This window comes from Pseudoalteromonas luteoviolacea, assembly GCF_018100925.1.
Classification (GTDB): Bacteria; Pseudomonadota; Gammaproteobacteria; order Enterobacterales; family Alteromonadaceae; genus Pseudoalteromonas; species Pseudoalteromonas obscura.
This window is the reverse complement of record NZ_JAGJEH010000007.1, coordinates 152,432-172,204: the sequence shown is the minus strand read 5'-3', so window position 1 is coordinate 172,204 and position 19,773 is coordinate 152,432. Positions and strand designations below refer to the sequence as shown.

18 protein-coding genes are annotated in these 19,773 nt (G+C 41.7%); 10 read left to right on the top strand and 8 right to left on the bottom strand.

Features of this window, described 5'->3' with window-relative positions:
- Positions 1-106: 106 nt before the first annotated feature.
- Together J8M00_RS16270 and J8M00_RS16265 are read left to right on the top strand one after the other, a co-directional pair.
- Complete coding sequence (locus J8M00_RS16270; RefSeq protein ID WP_247687424.1) at positions 107-1,387, top strand: RsmB/NOP family class I SAM-dependent RNA methyltransferase; 1,281 nt, start codon at positions 107-109, stop codon at positions 1,385-1,387.
- A 107-nt stretch (positions 1,388-1,494) separates the two neighbouring features.
- Positions 1,495-1,746: a DUF2999 family protein gene (locus J8M00_RS16265; protein ID WP_023398396.1), complete on the top strand. Its 252-nt coding sequence runs from the start codon at positions 1,495-1,497 to the stop codon at positions 1,744-1,746.
- A gap of 63 nt (positions 1,747-1,809) precedes the next feature.
- Here the strand turns inward: J8M00_RS16265 and J8M00_RS16260 are convergent, their stop codons facing one another.
- From J8M00_RS16260 to udk, 3 genes are all read right to left on the bottom strand, one after another.
- A complete protein-coding gene (locus J8M00_RS16260) occupies positions 1,810-4,836 on the bottom strand; it encodes a TonB-dependent receptor domain-containing protein (RefSeq protein ID WP_348772558.1) in 3,027 nt (1,008 codons plus the stop codon).
- Positions 4,837-5,212: 376 nt separating this feature from the next.
- Positions 5,213-6,436 (bottom strand): NupC/NupG family nucleoside CNT transporter, encoded by a 1,224-nt coding sequence (locus J8M00_RS16255; protein ID WP_211011596.1) that lies wholly within the window; start codon positions 6,434-6,436, stop codon positions 5,213-5,215.
- A 17-nt stretch (positions 6,437-6,453) separates the two neighbouring features.
- Complete coding sequence (gene udk, locus J8M00_RS16250; RefSeq protein ID WP_211011595.1) at positions 6,454-7,083, bottom strand: uridine kinase; 630 nt, start codon at positions 7,081-7,083, stop codon at positions 6,454-6,456.
- 310 nt (positions 7,084-7,393) lie between these two features.
- Between udk and J8M00_RS16245 the strand changes: the two genes are divergently transcribed.
- The 6 genes from J8M00_RS16245 (at position 7,394) to J8M00_RS16220 (ending at position 13,357) form a co-directional block, all read left to right on the top strand.
- Positions 7,394-8,608 carry a phosphopentomutase gene (locus J8M00_RS16245; RefSeq protein ID WP_211011594.1) on the top strand — a complete coding sequence of 405 codons (1,215 nt, stop codon included), beginning with the start codon at positions 7,394-7,396 and terminating at the stop codon, positions 8,606-8,608.
- A gap of 17 nt (positions 8,609-8,625) precedes the next feature.
- Entirely contained in the window at positions 8,626-9,327 is a 702-nt protein-coding gene (gene deoD, locus J8M00_RS16240) for a purine-nucleoside phosphorylase (RefSeq protein ID WP_211011593.1), read from the top strand.
- Between the two features lie 763 nt (positions 9,328-10,090).
- Positions 10,091-11,110: a hypothetical protein gene (locus tag J8M00_RS16235; protein WP_211011592.1), complete on the top strand. Its 1,020-nt coding sequence runs from the start codon at positions 10,091-10,093 to the stop codon at positions 11,108-11,110.
- Positions 11,111-11,164: 54 nt separating this feature from the next.
- A complete protein-coding gene (locus tag J8M00_RS16230; protein ID WP_211011591.1) occupies positions 11,165-11,905 on the top strand; it encodes a ferredoxin--NADP reductase in 741 nt (246 codons plus the stop codon).
- A gap of 75 nt (positions 11,906-11,980) precedes the next feature.
- Positions 11,981-12,439, top strand: coding sequence for a nuclear transport factor 2 family protein (locus tag J8M00_RS16225; RefSeq protein ID WP_211011590.1), 459 nt, complete (start codon positions 11,981-11,983; stop codon positions 12,437-12,439).
- A gap of 180 nt (positions 12,440-12,619) precedes the next feature.
- On the top strand, positions 12,620-13,357 hold the full coding sequence (locus tag J8M00_RS16220; protein ID WP_284137576.1) for a substrate-binding periplasmic protein: 738 nt from the start codon (positions 12,620-12,622) through the stop codon (positions 13,355-13,357).
- A gap of 37 nt (positions 13,358-13,394) precedes the next feature.
- Here the strand turns inward: J8M00_RS16220 and J8M00_RS16215 are convergent, their stop codons facing one another.
- Entirely contained in the window at positions 13,395-13,577 is a 183-nt protein-coding gene (locus J8M00_RS16215) for a hypothetical protein (RefSeq protein WP_211011588.1), read from the bottom strand.
- A 302-nt stretch (positions 13,578-13,879) separates the two neighbouring features.
- On the opposite strand from J8M00_RS16215, the gene J8M00_RS16210 reads away from it, so the two are divergent.
- Positions 13,880-16,444: a reprolysin-like metallopeptidase gene (locus J8M00_RS16210; protein WP_211011587.1), complete on the top strand. Its 2,565-nt coding sequence runs from the start codon at positions 13,880-13,882 to the stop codon at positions 16,442-16,444.
- Positions 16,441-16,806 carry a hypothetical protein gene (locus J8M00_RS16205; RefSeq protein ID WP_211011586.1) on the top strand — a complete coding sequence of 122 codons (366 nt, stop codon included), beginning with the start codon at positions 16,441-16,443 and terminating at the stop codon, positions 16,804-16,806. Before J8M00_RS16210 ends, J8M00_RS16205 begins: the two co-directional genes overlap by 4 nt.
- Before the next feature lie 80 nt (positions 16,807-16,886).
- Here the strand turns inward: J8M00_RS16205 and J8M00_RS16200 are convergent, their stop codons facing one another.
- From J8M00_RS16200 to bufA2, 4 genes are all read right to left on the bottom strand, one after another.
- Complete coding sequence (locus J8M00_RS16200) at positions 16,887-17,312, bottom strand: hypothetical protein (RefSeq protein WP_211011585.1); 426 nt, start codon at positions 17,310-17,312, stop codon at positions 16,887-16,889.
- Between the two features lie 8 nt (positions 17,313-17,320).
- Positions 17,321-18,112, bottom strand: coding sequence for an HvfC/BufC N-terminal domain-containing protein (locus J8M00_RS16195; RefSeq protein WP_211011584.1), 792 nt, complete (start codon positions 18,110-18,112; stop codon positions 17,321-17,323).
- A complete protein-coding gene (gene bufB, locus J8M00_RS16190) occupies positions 18,099-18,944 on the bottom strand; it encodes an MNIO family bufferin maturase (protein ID WP_211011583.1) in 846 nt (281 codons plus the stop codon). Before bufB ends, J8M00_RS16195 begins: the two co-directional genes overlap by 14 nt.
- 63 nt (positions 18,945-19,007) lie before the next feature.
- The gene (gene bufA2 / locus J8M00_RS16185; RefSeq protein ID WP_211011582.1) at positions 19,008-19,475 is read right to left on the bottom strand and encodes a BufA2 family periplasmic bufferin-type metallophore; all 468 of its coding nucleotides are present in this window, start codon (positions 19,473-19,475) and stop codon (positions 19,008-19,010) included.
- Between the last annotated feature and the right edge of the window lie 298 nt (positions 19,476-19,773).

Here is a 19,773-nt window from a genome sequence, read left to right as displayed (position 1 = left end):
TCTATGTTGAATGAGATGCTATTTGAGGGCTATATTTTCTGCAATGATAAGGATGTAATTAATTGTGATCAGTTAAAGTATAAAGTCGCTCTCAATGCAGTGGTGTATGACAGGCAAACAAGCTACAATTCGCGCTTTGTATTACAAGATGAGAATCACCGTGACTGCATCCCGTCAACTGTTAGAGTGCTTGAATAGTGCATTTCTACAAGCTTCAACTCTGGAGCAATATGCCGACAAAGTGGTACAACAGCACTTAATGATAAATGCTGCTTGGACTATTGAGCAACGCGCATATTTTGTTACAACTCTCTACAATATGATCCGCTTCAGTCGCAAATTGTGTTGGGCAATCGGGCGCAGTGATTTAATGGACTCACTTTCTCAGTTAAGTGTTGCTGATGTTTGGAATATATGGGGGGCGTATACTTTATTAAATGAACAATCGCTACCGGATTTTCCTGAAGTATCAACGCTAAACTTAGCTGACGTCCAGTCTGCATTGTCATCTGCACCGCAAGACGTATTATTGAGTATGCCTTCTTGGTTACATGAGCGAGCAAACGACGAGCTGGGTGATATCTGGCCAACGGTAGCGACCGCATTAAATCGGAGCGCGGAGCATTTTATCCGAGTCAATTCTCTTAAAAGTGATGCCTTGTCACTGACAAAGAGTTTAGCCAAAGAGCAGATCAAAGCAGTGCCAGTAGACGGTTTGCACAATGCGCTCAAAGTCGAACAAATGGGTTACCTTTTCCGTACTGATGCCTTTCAACAAGGGCACTTTGAAATGCAAGATGCAGGATCTCAACAATTGGCTACGCTGCTTGATGTACAACCTGGTATGAAAGTGGTTGATGCATGCGCAGGATCTGGCGGCAAGAGTTTACATATTGCGGCATTATTAGAAAATAAAGGGCGTGTGTTGTCACTAGATATTCATCAACACAAGTTAGACACTTTAAAAAAGCGCGCAAAACGTGCAGGTTCGCATGTTATTGAAACTCGTCTGATCCAAAACAGTAAAACGATAAAGCGACAAAAGGAAAAGTTCGATCGCGTATTATTGGACGTGCCATGCTCTGGTACTGGTATTCTGCGCCGTAACCCAGATGCAAAATGGCATTTAACAGAAAAAAATATCGAAAACCTAGTCGCTTTGCAGCAAGATATTTTACAACGTTATAGTCAAATGTGTCGCGTGGGTGGCAAGCTTGTTTATGCAACCTGTTCCATTTTACCATCTGAAAATGCGTGTCAGGTCGAAAGGTTTTTAGCCAATAACCCAAATTGGCGTCTAGAAAAAGAACTGAGCTTAATGCCCGGGGTTAGCTCCGCGTTTGACGGTTTTTACGGCGCATTGCTGGTTAAAAACGATAATTCATAGTGCATTGGGTTGAAGTTTTGATAGTTTGACCCAACAGACATAAATACAAGTTATTAAGCATGTGCTATGTGAGTACTGCCAACATTTTATTCGTTAAAGGTTTGAGAATGAATCCAATCATTTCATTGCTAAAAGAGCACAATATTTCTGATGAACAAATTAAAGAGGTATTTCAGGCATTAACTGAAAACCCTTTGATGGCTATGGCGACTGTGCAGCAGCTTGCTATTCCACCTGAAAAGTTACAGCAGCTTATGGGGTTGGTTATGCAAAATCCGGGTTTGATTAAAGAAGCCGTTGCTGAACTGGGGCTCGATTATTCGAAAGTTGAAGCTGCAAAAGCGCAGTTGAACAAGTAGCCCATAAAAGCAGATCTTGTTATCGCAATAAAAACCTCTTAGAAAGGGATTTATTGCGATACATTAAAATGAATATTGTGCTTTGAGGGAGACATAGCGCCCACGCCCGCCACCGTATGCACTGTGAAAGTTACCATTTCCGCCGATAATAAATGGTCCTTTGTTGTCGAAGAGATTATGTATGCCTCCAGAAAAACTTAGCACTCTCTTTGAGGTGATCTTATGCCGGTATGAAACATTGAGCGCGTGAGTGGTGAATGAAGGGAGGTCATTACCCCAGAGCAATTCAGGAGTTGCAATACAAGAGTCTAAGCTTCTATTACAATTTTCTGTGTTTAAGGCCATATTATTGTGCCAATTTTGATACACTCGTTTGCTACGTTTTATCGGGCCTTTGTAGTATGTACTCCAGCGAACTCGCCAATCTTTTTTTTGCCAGACAACAGAAGCGGTGGCTGTATCTTCAAATATATTGTGATCTAAATAACCTTCGTGAGACTCATGCTTTTTCTCTTGCATGTCTGATGAAGCTATAGCGTGTTCAATAACGTGATTCCAAGTAAGGTCAAAATTAATTTGCCCAATCGTGTTGAACGGAAAAATATATTTTGCCGTGACATCATAACCCTGAGTGATCAGCTCATTGGCATTAGTCAATCGTTGTTTTAGTTCAATAATTTGCCCATCCTGGTCTCTTTTTATATCTTGGCACATGAGGTTTTCAGTACTATTAAGCGCACTGCTTTGATAGCACTGCATCATGATATCGTGATGTGACAGCGTGGTGATCACATCTTCGATTTTAATCCGATATAAGCTGGCGCTGAGGGTCAAATTTGGGATAACTTGTGGGTTCACGACAAAGTCTAAAGTAGAGGTGTATGCTGTTTCAGGCTTTAAATTCGGATTACCGATGTTTGGTGAATAGCTATTGTTATGGTCGTGGAACACGCCATCTTGCACTATGGCGGATTGTATTCCTAGGTTTTTTCGGCAGTTTTCATGTCCTGCCAGTGTTGAAGTGGCTGTTACGCCATCACAAATATCATAAAATGCGTTGTAATCGCCTCTAGCGGGAGACATTAGCTCGGTAATTGTAGGAGCACGCATTGCTTTTGCCCAGTTTAGTTTGAGTGAATAGCTTGATGTGGGTTGATAGTTCAAACCAAGATTATAGCTTTGAATTAACCCCATTTTTGCCCAACTGTAATCTGCTGCACGCGCTGAGAGTGATAGATTTAAATGTTTGGCAAACGGGAGATCATTGAGAAGAGGGAAGGACAGTTCGGTGAATACTTCATAGCTAGAAACATCGCCTGAAAAGTTCGGTATATAATTGAATGTAACGCCGCCATTTGGAACATTTGTCGACACGGATTGTTTGTCCTTGCGATAATCAAAACCGAAAACCGCATCTACTGGACCACTTGGCAATACCACTAGGAGGCCAGAGACATTTGCTGAAAGCGAAACTAGAGAGATCTCAGTGTCTAAGGTTGGATTTGCTCTAATGTAATTGGCCGCTGCGTCACTGATTGCCCCTTCTCCAAATAAATTAATGGGAACACAACCCGACTTTCTTGCTTTTGGATCCCGACAACGTATTGAGCCATCTTCGAGCTGTTCGACTGTTAATGCCTGTCTAACATGGGCAACTCTGATCTCATTGAATCGAGTTTGCTTTTGCTTAAACATACCGTAGCCGACGGCAGTATCCCACTGCCAGTCATTGTTGAAAAAACCATTGAGACCAGCCCAAGCTCGAGTGGTAGCCCTTGTATTGTCATTTGTCACCAAACCTACTTCTTGAAATAAGCGATCCCATTTGATATCGGCGTGGTTGACCTGTGCACGGATCTGGGCGGGAACATACGGGTTATCAAAGGGAATTGTCCCAATACAATCAGAGCCGAATTGCTGCTGGGATGGATCGAAGGTGATAACCATATCACATTCGTCTTCATTTTCTGGTGATTTTACATTGTGGGCATCATTTTGGCTGTGGTGTATTTGAAAGTAAGCGCGATTGCCTAAACTAAAATCAAGTTCGCTTTTTACAGCTATGTTGAACTGCTTATTTGGGATTTTTAATTTGTTAAATTGATTATAGTGTATGCCATGTGCTTCTTCTTGCCAGTCTTGACGCAAGGTTTGGCCCTCATACCAAAAGCCAGAATTTGGCTGAAAGCTGCTGGTTTCATTGAACACACCGCCGGGTAAAGCGTCACTTAGTGAAGTCCATTCTGATTGTTCGATGTCGCGCATACACCGATAAGCAGTTCGATAATGGCTATCATACATGGCTGTAAGCATGGTATTGCACATTCTTTTATGATCATAACGCCAATCATCTTGCTGCTGTGCGCGAGACCTATCCCAATAATCTAAGCCAAATTGTTCTAAATATGAGGTGCTTAGCAATAACATACCTTGTCCATCCGCGAAGTGGGTGCCGATATCTCCATTAAAGGCGACTTCACGATCGCCGCCAGACGTACTTTCCCCAATACGCACCGAAAATGACATATCATCTTTCGCTTGTTTTGTAAGGATATTGACAACACCGGATATTGCGCCTGAGCCGTAGGCGGCTGAAGCACCTCCGGTGATGATTTCAACCCGTTCAATTATGCCTTTGGGCAAAGTTGATAGGCTGACTAAATCACCAGAATAGCTGTTAGAAACGACCCTGCGACCATCAATCAACGTAAGTGTACGGTTGAGCCCTAAGCCGCGTAAGTCAATGGTAGAAAGTCCTGAGTTATGCGTACTATTTTGAGAATTCGAGTGACTGATCCCTTCATTGATTTGTGGTACTTCACTGATTAAAACTTCTGATAGTGAGGAAAATGCAGAGTGTGCAATTGCTTTGTCAGAAATAGTCACGAGTGTATGAGTACTGTGGTTTTGCCCATGTGTTAGGTGAGAACCCGTGACAGCTATACGCTCGATATGGGTATGGTTTGTATGACTCTGCCTTTTAATCGTTGAGGAGAGTTCAGGTACAGATATATCGCTTGCTTTACATATGCAACTTACGCCTATAACCATAGAGAAAGCAGCTATGTTAGGTTTTTTACTTGATAACACTAAACTTCCTTAATCACACAAATTAGTCAGTAAAAAATCAAACATTGAGTCGATGTACATGACAATACGCTCAACATCCGTGACTCAACAGGTCGTATTGCAGTGTATCAACTGTTTATTAATTTATAATTATATGTTTATTAAATGTAAATTAAAAGAGTGGTAAGATGAGAATAATGAGCGTGATCATGTTTGAGACGCTTTTAAATAAAACGTATTAAGTAGGAGTAGTGCAATAAGGAGTAATGATGTGTAGAAACGATAAAAGGGCCATATAGGCCCTTTGGTGAAGTATCGTTCAAGTTAGTATGGTTACCCTAACCCCTTAAGGCAACCAACCAATTGTTTTGCAAAAGCGGCATATCTCGTTAAGTTTCTAAGCTAGCGAGAGGAAAAAACCTGCTATTGCTGCGCTCATTAGGTTAGCCATTGACCCTGCTAAAACCGCCCTGAGCCCTAAGCGTGCGATATCCTTTCGACGACTAGGGGCCATACCGCCTAGTCCACCTAGTAAAATTGCAATCGACGACAGGTTAGCAAATCCACATAACGCAAATGTGACAATTGCTTGAGTATGTTCAGATAACCCATCGCGATAATTCATAAAGTCTAAGTAAGCAACAAATTCGTTGACTACTAATTTCTGGCCGATAAAGCTACCGGCTGTTACAGCTTCTGCCCACGGTACACCAATCATCCAAGCAACCGGTGCAAAGACATAGCCTAAAATCTCTTGCAACGTCAGTTCAGGGTGATCAAACCAGCTGCCGATGCCACCGAGTAAACCGTTCATCAGCGCGATTAGTGCGACAAAAGCTAATAACATCGCACCTACATTAAGTGCTAAGTGCATACCACTTGAGGCACCCGCTGCGGCTGCGTCAATGACGTTAACTGGTTTGTCTTCGCCACTGTCTACTTCAGCTAAATTTTCTTTGGTTTTTTCTGTTTCAGGCACAATCATCTTGGCCATTAAAAAACCACCTGGCGCGGCCATAAAACTTGCTGCAATTAGGTATTTTAAATCTACGCCAATCGCAACATAACCAGCCATAACCGAACCTGCTACGGTTGCAAGACCACCCACCATGACGGCAAATAATTCTGATTGTGTCATTTTTGGAATGAACGGCTTCACAATCAGAGGCGCTTCGGTCTGACCTACGAAGATATTCGCAGTTGCAGAAAGAGACTCTGGGCGCGATGTTTTAAGTAGTTTTTGTAATCCACCACCTAAAATCTTAATTATCCATTCCATAATCCCTACGTGGTATAAAACGCCAACCAACGCGGAGAAAAATACAATTACAGGTAGCACCTGAATTGCAAATACGAATCCAATCGTTTCTTGAGCGGCCAGAGGGCCGAATAAGAAGCTGATCCCGTCATTGGCATAACCAATAACAGATGACACAGCAGCTGACATTGCTGCCAGTGCGTTTTTACCTGCTTCTATAAATAGTACAAAGCCGCCGATGACGACTTGCATTAAAAATGCGATGCCTACAGTTCTTTTGTTTATTGCGCTGCGGTTCGTTGAAGCCGCGAAAGCAATACCTAGTAGCATCATCATGCCGACTAGGCTCATTATTGTTGTCATGCCAAAATGTTCCCGTTTTATTCTTGCAGCAAATATTTTATTTTACTTTTAATAATATCAATCGCAACGCGATTCATACCGCCACGGGTCACGACCAAGTCGGCATTGTGCTTCGATGGTTCGATAAATTGATAAAACATCGGCCTTACCGTTGCTTGATACTGCTCAACAACAGAAGAAATGCTTCTGCCTCTGTGCTCGATATCACGTTGCATACGACGTAATAAACAAATATCAAGCGGGGTATCAATAAATACCTTTATATCAAATTCTTCTATTAATGCTGGGTCGCTTAACAGTAAAATCCCTTCGACAATTAAAATTTTTGCCGGATTCACTGTGCGTGTCTCACTACTGCGTGTGTGTTGAGCATAATCATAAGTCGGGACTTGTACTGATTTACCTTGACGCAATTGTGCAAGGTGCTCTTTCATCAACGCATGCTCAAACGCATCCGGATGGTCATAATTTGTTTGAGTTCTATGCTCAAATGGCAAATGCGATTGATCTTTATAGTAAGCATCTTCTTCTATAACGGCAATAGTGCCTGACTCAAGTTCATTTACTAGCTCGTTATATATAGTTTGACTAAAAAGAGACTTACCGGACGCAGAAGCGCCAGCTATGGCTATAATTGTTCGTGTCACTAAAGTTCACACCCAGCTATTGTTAACGTTGGAAGATCACAATAGCAAAAAAGACACGATTAATCTCTTTTGCCTCGCTTAAGGATCAAATTTAAATGTTTTGGCCTATTCAAAACAGGACTTATGTCCTCTGGTATAACCAGATTTTTTATTTATTTAAAATGGGTACTGTGAAGATATATTATGGTTTTGTGAAAGCGGACTAATGTCCTGTACGATATATTTAGGTAGCAATAAAGTAACGACCTCTGGGAGCACAAGTGCTTTATAAAAACAAAATACGGCCCAGACAAAAGATGAGAGGTGATATATGGCAAGAGCAATTATATTAATGGCAGATAGCCTTGGAATTGGAGCAGCACCAGATGCAGATGAATTTGGTGATGTAGGTGCCAATACGCTTGCTCATCTTTTACAAGCATATAAAGAGGAAAAAGGTGAAGCGTTAGCAATCCCTAATTTGAGCAAACTTGGGTTGGTTGATGCCTGTGAAGCCGCAGGTGGTGAGCTATGCCAAGTGTCAGAACGTCAGCAACCTACGGCTGCTTGGGGTTATGCAAAAGAGCTTTCGAGTGGTAAAGATACCCCGTCTGGTCATTGGGAGATGGCAGGCGTACCGGTTTTATTTGACTGGGGTTACTTTCCAAATACTCAACCTTGTTTCCCGCAAGAATTTATAGATGAACTGTGTAAAAGAGCTGATATTCCGGGCATTTTAGGGAACTGTTACGGCTCTGGCACAGTGATTTTAGAACAACTGGGTGAGGAACATGTCAAAACAGGCATGCCAATTTGTTACACCTCAGTTGACAGTGTATTTCAAATAGCCGCTCATGAGCAGTCATTTGGCCTTGAAAAACTTTATCAAGTATGTGAAATCGCACGGGCACTGCTTGATGAAATGAACATAGGTAGAGTGATTGCGCGGCCGTTTATAGGCACTTCGAGTGCCGACTTTATTCGTACAGGTAATCGTCGCGATTACTCTGTGTTGCCACCGGCGCCAACTGTATTAGACAAGTTAGCAGCCAATGGTGGTGAGGTGATCAGCATTGGTAAAATTGCAGATATTTATGCACACCAAGGTATCACTCAAAAACATAAAGCGCCGGGTTTGATGAATTTGCTGAATAAAACCAGCGAAGTGATAGATTCGGCGCCAGATAATAGTTTGATCTTCACTAATTTAGTGGATTTTGACGAAAAATTTGGACATCGACGCAATGCCGTTGGTTATGCCGAGGCGTTAGCTGAATTCGACGCGTATTTGCCGACGATATTGGGCAAATTACAAGACGACGATGTGCTGATTATAACTGCGGACCATGGCTGCGACCCTACAGCGCCTGGTACCGACCACACAAGAGAATATGTGCCTGTATTGGCATACCGTAATGGAATGAACAATACTCCATTAGGTGAAAGAAACAGCTTCGCAGACATAGGTCAAACGCTTGCCCAGTGGTTTAACCTTGAAGCACTTGAATATGGTGACGGCTTTGCCGACAAGTTGGTTACAGCTTAAGTTAAAGGAAACATGTTATGAGTACTCCGCATATTAATGCAAACCCAGGTGATTTTGCTGAAACGGTATTGATGCCTGGTGATCCACTACGTGCAAAGTATATTGCTGAGAACTTCTTAGAAGATGCTCGCCAAGTTACTGACGTTCGTAACATGTTTGGATTTACTGGTACATACAATGGTAAGCCTGTGAGTATTATGGGCTCAGGTATGGGCATCCCTTCGATGTCTATTTATGCTCGAGAGTTAATTGTAAGCTTTGGTGTTAAAAACTTGATACGTATTGGTACGTGTGGCGGGATCAGCCAAGACACAAAAATCCGTGATGTGATTTTTGCACAAGGTGCAAGTACGGACTCAAATGTAAACAGAGCACGAGTACGTGGCTACGATATGGCTGCTATAGCTGACTTTGGCTTACTTGAAAATGGCGTTAATGCAGCAAGAAAGCTAGGTATTGATGCAAAAGTGGGTAACGTATTTACTACAGATACATTCTATCAAGCTGACGCGAGTTTCTATCAAGAGTTAGACAAGTTAGGTGTCTTAGCTGTAGATATGGAAACTGCGGGCATGTACGGTGTTGCAGCGGAATATGGTGCCAAAGCAATGGCATTATTTACGGTAAGTGACCACGTAATCACAGGCGAAGCAACGCCACCTGAAGAGCGTCAAAGCACGTTCAATGAAATGGTTAAAATTGCATTAGAATCAATTTAATTTAAAGCAGCGTTATTGCGACGCTGCTTAAACAGTTCCTTGGTAACGTAATCGCAGAGTTTTGGAGACACGCCTAAAACAAAGCGAATCACACCCAAAAAGCCGCACCTAGTGCGGCTTTTTTTTGTTTGTTGACCCGTCCTAAATAGCGTTGATACTCATTAAAATTATTATTAAAGCTAAATAAAATTCACGATTAATAGTATTCGACTAAGTTAACTCTGAGAGAGTTTGCCGCTGAAGTAACATATTTCAAATTTCCTATCAAAGTTTTAGCGCGTTAAAAATTGATCAACGGGATCTTGAGGAATAGGGTTACATCAATCGCTATTTGCACTGAATAAATGACGATTACTATTTAAGAAAAGCGTTAATGGCGCTGCGCAAGGGGGGCTTTTACGGGAGCGAAAGTTGCAATAAGTATCCGTGATAGAATACGCCGTGAAACTGCTATCTAGGGTGTTCGTCAGGATGGGTTGATATGGCTGAAAAGAGTGGAAACTTGTGACAATGAGATTGAGTGTCCTCAAGATGCATAATCGAGTTAAAATATGCTGGATCTTCACTTGAGCGCAGCCCTTTATGCTCATTCAGTGTAAATCAAATAGACCGTCTGTGTGGCTTTGTTATATGCGACTATATTTAATCTCTTTATATACCAGCAATTTTTAAGGTCTCCAGTCGATTTTCGCATTTAAATCAATGTTTCTAAAAATGCATTGTTGTACTATGGTTAACTCATCAAAGCGATTCGACAAACCGAATGAAGTACTTAAATTACCTACTGGCGATGTTAATAATCACTCACAGTGATGTATTCGCCACTGAGATTCCTGCTTCTAAATTTGAAGCCGACCCTAAAGAAGTGAAACACCTTGCGCTAAATTACCCAACTCAAGCGATTGAATACTATAAAAAGAATTCAGCAAAGTTGTTGCAATTAAACAGTGCTGAGGCCCTTTCTATTTACAGCAGTTTACTCGCTGCGGCCAGTAAGGTTCAAGATATTGAATTAATTGAAGAGCTTGCACAACATCTTTCAGACGAGCGACTCGTGCCTTACAGCCAGCCTTACACGTTTACAGTAGTTAATGTAATAGGTGTAGCTTATCGCCTAACTGGGCAACTTGATGATGCGATTAAAACCTATAAGTGTGCATTAAAACACAGTCAAAATAACGTAGAAAAAATGACTGCTAAAGTTAATTTGGCCATCGCTTATCGCATGAACAATCAACCAGCTATTAGCTTTCAAATTCTGCAAAGCGTCGATGAAGCGATACTCAATGGAAGAAGAAAAGCCGGATTATTAGTGGTTAAAGGCAATACTGCAATTGTGTTGGGTAACTCTGAGTCTGCTGTTGAATACTTTATTGCGGCTCGACGTCACTACCTGACGGACAAACATCACCGCAATGCGACACGAGTAACGGTTAATTTACTTGGTGCGGCGTTGATTGAAAGGAAAGTTGAATTGTATGAAAATTATCGTGAAAAATTACGCGCTACATCTGATACTTATTTACCTGACAGTGATAAGCAATATCTAAAGTGGCTGGATTTCATGGCTAAAAGCGTTAAGTCCAATATGATCTCAGAGCAGGCGGCTAGTTATACAACTCGTCATGTGGACTTATTGCTTAAAGGTGGCTATGAAAACCCAGTTCGTAAGATCCTCAAGTCACTCAACGCTGAATTTCTAATACCGCAGGAACCAAAAAAACGACCTATGAATAAAAAATTGCAAGCTAATCTGGCAAAACGATGGTGTCAGGATCTTTGACAAGCCTCCATTCTATGCCATTGTTTTAGTATATGCATTTATTGTGGTGCAGGTATGTCAAACTGGGTAATTGGAAAAGTTATTGAAGTAAATTGGTGGACGCCTAGCTTATTTAGTTTAAAAGTAGCGGCCGATATAGAAGGGTTTAAAGCAGGTCAATTTACAAAACTGGCGTTGGATATCGATGGCAAACGGGTTGCGCGCGCTTACTCATTTGTTAATTCACCAGCGGACCCGCTACTGGAGTTTTTCTTAATAGAAGTCCAAAACGGGTCTCTATCTGAAAAGCTTGCTCAGTTAAGTGAAGGTGATGACTTGTGGGTTTATAACAAGCCTTCAGGCTATTTTGTTTTGGATGAAGTACCGCAAGGAGAGACCCTTTGGATGTTGTCGACCGGCACTGCTGTGGGACCATTTTTATCAATTATTAGTGACGGAAAGTTGTGGAAGCAGTTTGATCGTGTTGTATTAGTACACGGAGTGAGGCTTAACACTGATCTATGTTATCAGGACTTGATCCGTGCAACCGAAAAGCTTTTCCCGCAATTTACTTATGTCCCTTTGGTGAGCCGCGAGAAGCCTGAAAATGGGCTCAGTGGTAGGGTTACAGGTATTTTGAAAAACAATCAGTTAGTGGAATACTGCAATATGACATCTATGCCACAAAATAGTCACTTTATGCTTTGTGGTAACCCCGATATGGTAAAAGACACAGCAGCTCTATTGCAGGAAATGGGTTTTAAAAAACATCGTAGGGCTGAGCCAGGGCATATTACGGTAGAACAATACTGGTGAACTGAATGCGCGCTTAACTGTATTACGGTATATAAACTTGTTATACTTACTTGCCCGTACCAAATAGGGGGAAGTATGAGGTATATCGTTTTTTTTGTACTCGGTTTAAGTTCTTGGCTTGCATTCGCAAACCCTGCATTTGAAGACAAGGCAAGTGAGTATAACCTGCAAAAGTCAGATCAAGAAAAAGCGGCTGAAGCAGTCATTGACAAGTTAATATTGGCATATAACAAACAAAATATTCGTCAGTTTTTGGCGCTTTACGATGATGATGTTGAGTTTTATATGTACCCGCAAACGCTCATGTTTAAGGGAAAAAAGCAGTTAATTAAACGCTATGGCTTGATGTTTGAAAAAATGCAGTGCTTGAAATCAACGTCAATAAAAAGAATTACAAATGGTAATATTGTGATAGATCATGAAACTTCTGAGATTTGCACACAAAAGCCAGATGTTGTGGATAAGCGATCGGAATTCGTTACGAGCTACCAGATTGAAGAAGGCAAAATTAAAAAAGTGGTCTTTTTTAGGTAAAATACACCATTCTTAATTCGACTCCGCTTAAATGCAGGCGGAGTCTTCCATTTGTGCAACTAATTGCTGATTTTATTTTTATGATTATCTCTTAACGTCTATTCTTAAAAGCATCACTCTACCTTAATTATGCTTAGCAAGCGCACTGATTTCGTTTATAGAGTAAGTTGGAGGAGCCGCGTGGCAGACAAGCTAGCACTGATATTAGTGCTTTTATGTTGCTTTCACCAAGAGAGGGTTTTTGCAAACTTGCCAAAACTTCAAGTGGTGACTGAAGAGTGGGTTCCTTATAATTATGCAAATCAAAAGGGCGAAATAGTTGGCCGTGCTACTAAAAAAGTGCGCGAAGTGCTGGAGCTCGCTGGTGTAGAGTACGATATTAACCTATATCCTTGGGCTCGCTCGATGAAGCTGACCAGAACTCAAGCCAATACCATGATTTATTCAATTTATCGAAGCGGTGACCGAGAGACAATGTTTGAATGGGCATGTCCTCTAATGCGGCCTGTTCGGCAATATTTATTTAAGCTAAAAAACAGAGATGATATTCAAGTTGCCTCATTGGAAGACGCAAAGAAATACGTGATATCTATTGTTCGAGGCAGTGTTGTACATGAATATTTGGTAAAACATGGGTTTGAAGCAGGCATTAATCTAGATATTACAGCCGATCCCAGTGCTTCTCAGCGCAAGCTGCTCGCAAATAGAATCGATTTTTTGTTAACAACTGAGTACACCATGTATGAAACCCTCAAAGCTATAGGTGTGAGTTATGATGTTGTGACGCCTGTTATCGAAGTGCGTAATAATTCTGATAGGCGTGCTTGTATGGCGTTTAACCTAAATACTGATAAAGAGCTTATTAACAAAGTAAGAAGGGCCTTAGCAGAGCACAATCGTAAATATGTTGGCCCTTAAAACTTCGCTATAGAATGGTGATATTTTTAAATGCTCTCTACCAAGGTTTCAATGTGTTACGGCCTTTTTTTGGCTTATCTACTAGATACTTATCAAACAATCGCTTACCATTGTCATATTCGAGTGGCGCACGTTTTGTTCTAGGATTTGAAATGATTGCGAGCAGAGCTAAAAGTGTTGTTTTCAAGAACTCCATTTCAATTAAGTAAATTAATGACATCGTTGTCATTGCTATACAAGTAATAAAACGAATTAAAAAAATCATTGCCTATCCCTTTGCAAAAATGATGTGCTAACTCTAGAGCCTTTGTTTAGCCCTTTCAAGAGGTCTGATGAGTATTTAGGCACAATTACACTCAGTGACATGAATCACGCACAGCGCATGTGGGTAATATCTTACAAATCAACTACTGTCGATGCATTTTAATGTCAATTCAGGGATAAAAATTTATGCGTTTTATGAGCAAGCCGGGTTTCTGTGACTATGCTGTATTAAATAATGATAAAAATTTGGAAAGACTCATGCTGAAATCCTTTTTGATTTTTTTCGTGATTTTATTGGCATCTTTTAGCGTACAAAGTAAAACTGATTTGTGGTCAGCGCCACAGCATAAATCAATGAGCGCCCAGAATGATGGATTAAAGCGGACTTATTTAGATACGGCCAAATTGTCAGATCTATTAGTTGGAGAAGGGGTTGTTCAGATAGAGCTTCCAAGTCCAAGTGGTGAATTGTTGCTATTTAACTTAACGCCCTATTCGGTGATGCCAAAATCGTTGGCAGAAAAGTATCCTGAGATTAAAACCTATATTGGCGTACAAGCTAACAACCCTGCTGTGAAAGGTACATTTGATTATTCACCCAATGGTTTTTTTGGTGTATACGACTTGGCCGGGAAACGGGTGTTTATTGAACCAAAAATGACAGAAGCAGCGTCAGCTAAGGTGCTTTACCGAGTGTACTACAAATATGCCATTGCAAGTCATGGTCGTCACTCGGATTATCTATTGCGGGAACCCAGAAAACACAATAACTCTTTTGAGTATCGCGCGCAGCGGGTTGATACACCAAGTCTTAGTACACCTATCACCAATGATTTAAAGTATCGCTTAGCAATCGCAACAACAGGAGAGTATGCTCAGTTTCATGGCGGAACTAAAAGTAGTGTTATGGCCGCTTTAGTCACATTAGTCAATCGCGTTAATCAAGTTTATATGCGGGATCTATCTACTTCTTTTGAATTGGTTGAAAGCAACGATGAGTTGATATTCCTAGATGCGTCAGCTGACCCATTTGCCAACGAAAGCTCTGATATTGATGAAATAACAGCAGTGATAGATGCCCGGATTGGGGTATCTGGGTATGACATAGGGCATTTAGTTGGTACAGGTGCCGGGGGGCTTGCCGGGTTTGGTGTGGCTTGTGGTGAAGCTAAAGCAGAAGGGATAACCGGTAATCCACAGCCGATTAATGATGCGTTCGCAATTGATTATGTTGCTCACGAAATTGGTCATCAATTGGGAGCTGATCATACATTCAATGGGCAGATGGGAGCTTGTGAATCAAGTAACCATGTTGCAGGATCTGCTTTTGAGCCGGGTAGCGGCTCCACAATTATGGGTTATACGGGAATTTGTGAAGCGCAAAATCTACAGGCTAGTTCAGATCCATACTTTCATATCCACTCGATAGAACAAATGGCGACCTATACCAGACAAGGTGGAGGAAGCTCATGTGGTGTGAGAAACGCCAAGGCTAACCAAATGCCGATTGTAAATGCTGGAGATAATTACACTATACCAGCCAGAACCCCCTTTAAGCTAACTGGGAGCGCGACAGATGCGGATGGAGACTCTTTAACCTATAGCTGGCAGCAATATGATTTAGGAAGTGCAACTAATAGCCCACAAGAAGATGCAATAGATAGAGGTACAGGGCCTTTATTTAGAGTTTTTAACCCCACAGAGTCGAGTACTAGAACTTTTCCAAAAATGTCAGATGTTCTATCGGGCTCTGTAAGTTACGGTGAAGCATTGCCAACGACCAGTAGAACATTGAACTTTAGACTATTGGTGCGAGATGGTACAGGCAATATTGCTGATGATGCGATGACAGTAACTGTGATTGGCAATCAACAGGGGTTTTCTGTACAAGAACCAAGTGATAACACCGAGTGGACATTGGGCACACAAACTGTCAGGTGGCATACCGCAGATACACAAAATGCGCCTGTATCGTGTAGCTCTGTTGATATTCTATTGTCTTTGGATGGAGGAGAGACCTTTCCCACTTTGATTGCAGATGATGTGACTAATGATGGTGAGCACGATGTGGCTCTCTCTGGGTTAGCCAGTTCGTCATTTGGCAAGATTAAAATAATGTGTAGCAACAATGTATTTTTTGCAGTCAACAGTGGCAATATTCAAATCCAAGGAAGTACCGAGCCTGTTGCTCCACATATATCAGAACAAGAAACATTAGAAGTTGCAGAAGATACAAGCATTACTTTATCTATAAGCAACTTTAAGTACCAAGGTGGCTTTAACGCTGAGTCTTTAACCATCAGTAGTGGCAACAATTATACGGCTAGTGGCCTCACGGTAACTCCTGCTGCGAATTTCAATGGCACATTGACGGTGCCACTTACTGCCACACGCGGCGAATTAACAAGTGATACCTACAATGCGACAATCACAGTTACAGCAGTGAATGATGCGCCTACTGCGCAAAATGATTCATTTACGGTGAACGTCAATAGCCAAAGTAACTTGTTTAATGTTCTAAATAACGACAGTGATATTGATGGAGATGCGTTGTCAATTGGCACTATAAATTATCAGGGAACTGGCAGTGTATCTGTGTCGAACAACCAGTTGTCCTACACTCCTGCGGCCGATTTTTCTGGAACTGAGCAGTTAACATATGTCGTGCGAGATGCCAGTGGGGCTGAGTCGACGGCACAGGTGGCAATAACTGTCTCAGTTCCGCAATCTAGTGATAGCGGTTCATCTGGAGGGATCTTTTATTTAATTTGGATGATGGTGGCTTTGCCTATATTGAGGGCTGTTCCTGGGAGAGGAAATTGAAAATTCAACTACTTTTAGTTTTTATCGGCGGGCTTTTAAATGGATGTGCGGATAGCTACGGAGATACTCACAATGAGCCAAAAGATAAAATGGAAAATAAGTTAAGTGTTTCCCAGGCCGTGTCGTCTGCGCTTGAGAGTAATGATCTTAGGTTATATGCAACAACTGGACGTCGGCCTGTGATCCCCGGGTTAGAGAGTATGGATTTCACTGCGCTGAAAGCGCAGTGTGGTATAAAGTATTTGTCTGGAACAGGTGATGTGATTAAATCTGAACAGGATAAGAGGACGCATTTACAGCGATATGAATTTGCGAAGGCCTATAATTTAGAGATATATGCTCGGTGTAAAAAGTCTTCGTGATATTGTTTTTGAGGTATGCACAAGCCTTTCGACAACAGGCTGCACGAGCTGTCGATGCAAGATCATGGGTAAATGTGACGTTATTGTAAGGACGTGAGGAGCGTTTTAATACTCGCCCTCACCTCGTCGATGTCGTTTACTATCAGCTCTACAGACTGATTACTAGTTGATATGTTTTCCCAATTTTGAGACCACGTTTTTTGTAGGTTAGTTGCGCCGACTTGCACTTGTTTGTTGGTCAAATAGCTGAAATCTTTAATTAGCCCTACTTTGATCCAACCTTTACGAGGGCTGGCAGACTGCATATCTTGATCATAGTGCGCAACATATAACAATTGCTCCAATGCCGCGAGTTCTTTAAGTATCTCAAAACTCGCTAATCTAACATTGTTATTGTATTCAGAAACTTCAAGCCGCCAAGTGTTATAGCTAAAGCCAACCAACGCAAACAGCATACTAAATATCACGCTGATTTGGTAAAGCTGTAGCTTTTGCTGTATTTTCATCTCAATTCCTACTGAGAGCCTTGAGGGCTAGCAATAAACCAGCCCAATTCAATGCCTTGCTGGAGCAATTGCATGACTTGCAGAGTGCCTTGTTGTTGGTCACCCACGACATTGGCTGCGGCTTCACACACAAATCCAAACGGTAGCCCTTTTTCAATGCTAGTCAAACATTGAAAGTGGCATTGTGACAAAGGATAGAATCCAGTGCGTTTATCCGGTGCTCGTGCAACAATCCAATGACGTAAACCGCCTTGGTTTGGCGATGGCGGTGAGCCGCCATTTTTTAGTGCTTGCCAGCTTTCCACAGCCGAGTATTCACAGCTTAGTAGCTGAACGCTATCATGAAGTTGAAAAACGATATTTGGCCAGGCACTTTGTTCTATGGATTGTAAATGCGCCAGTTGTAAAGTTGGGCTATCAGCAGCATCAAATGCATGTAACAACAATCGCTCAAAAAGCGCTATTTCGGCTAAAATACCATGCTCTTTAAAGCGTGGTGATGATTTTAGAAGTTGTGGTATACGATCACCAAATTCTCTAAGCGAAGCAGAGCGGGAAGGGTACTGACTTAAATATTCTTCAACCATGTGATCAAACAACTCATCACCAAGGTATAGGCCTAGCATTTCATGATCTTGTTCTAGTACTTTTTTTAATCTTATTTGATAAGCGTTTTGATAAATTTCACCGCGCTGGGCTGTAGACAGTCCATTTTGTTTGGCGATGTGTTCAGTAAAGGTTGTGTTTTGCCCTTGGAGCATAGCAACAAAGTCATGCTGTAATTTTTTAAGCGTACTCATGTTTGCTCCAAGAAGCAGGGGCGAGTCCTCTAGCTTGCTCAAGTTCAGCCATGATCTCTTTGAAACTTGGGAAATTATCGTCTCTCTCTATCATGGTGTTGACAGGCATTCTCGCCTTCGCAAACTGTTCGAACAATTGCCAAACTTCATCACAAATAGGTTGATCATGAGTATCTATGATATGACTGCCAAAATCACTGTGTCCGGCAAGGTGGATTTGTGCGATTGCTGATTCAGGTATCGCGTCAATAAATTCCTGCGGCGCAAAATCGTGGTTTCTTGCACTGACATAAATATTATTAATATCGAGTAAAAATTGGCATTGTGTTCGTTTGTGTAATTCCGCAAGAAATGCCCACTCACTCATTTCCGATACTTCATAGGTGAGGTAACTAGAGACATTTTCCAGAATTAATGGCCTTTGAAGGTAGTCTTGCACAATAGAGAGCCTTTGACTTAAGTGATCAAGTGACTCTTCGGTATAGGGCATGGGCAATAAGTCATGGCTATTGAACTCCCCAAGGGAAGAAAAACATAAGTGGTCAGAGACCCAAAGCGGCTGCACACGCTCTATGGTTTTTTTGAGTTTTGCTAGATAGTCAAAGTTCACGTCGGATGTGCTACCAATTGACATCGATACGCCATGCATCACAATGGGGTAACGCTCTTTAATTTGAGATAGGTAGTGCCAAGGTTTGCCACCGGAAACAAAGTAGTTTTCAGAGATAATTTCAAACCAGTCAACATTAGGTTCTGTGTCTAGGATCTCTTCAAAGTAGCAAGTGCGTAGGCCTAGACCAAAGCCGACAAAAGGTGGGGGTGTATTTTTCAATCTTATCCTCACAACTTAAGTTGAAATGAAAGCCTACGCGCAGGTAGGCTTTTGACATGTCATTTAGCTACCGACTTTACCGCCAATATCTTTACACGCTTTTGCTGGCATATTTACAAATCCAGTGCCTTTGCATGAAGCTTGTGCTGCACATGCATTATTTGCAGTCTTACAATCGTTATGACCACCGCATATGTTAACATCATGACAGTGCACTAAATCGGCTTTCGCAACACTGCCAACCCAGTTGTCTTTTTGTTTACCACCTACATCAGCACACGCTTTTGCAGGCATACCCACAAAACCAGTTCCCTTACAAGACGCTTGTCCTGAACAGGCGTTGCTTGCTGTTTTACAATCGTTGTGTCCACCACAAATATTTACATCATAGCAATGCACCAAGTCTGTTTTAGCGCCACCTGAACTTGCCGATGCACCAGAACTAGCTGATTGGCCTGAGTCCCCAGTGGCATTACAGCCTACAAGACCTGCTACCATCATTGCCATTGCGGCGCCTGTTAATGCTTTCATTGTCGATTCCTCGTGTTTTGGTTATGCCAAAATATAGAGCTAGCTAGAGTGGGCTGTATTTTATTTAAGGAAAAGCACCACTCCAGAGCTCGATTTATTGACTTTTTTTGCAAATTCGCGCGATACAAAAAAAGCAAAGTTTATGCGCTCCGGACGACTTGCTACAAAAGACCTTATGAGCTGCAGAATAATTTCAGTGTAGACGAAAAATTTATTTATAGAGTAAAGGAGTAGAGGGAATTATGACGAAAATTTAGCAATTGGAGCGCAGAATGAAGAGGAGTACTTAACTGCTCAG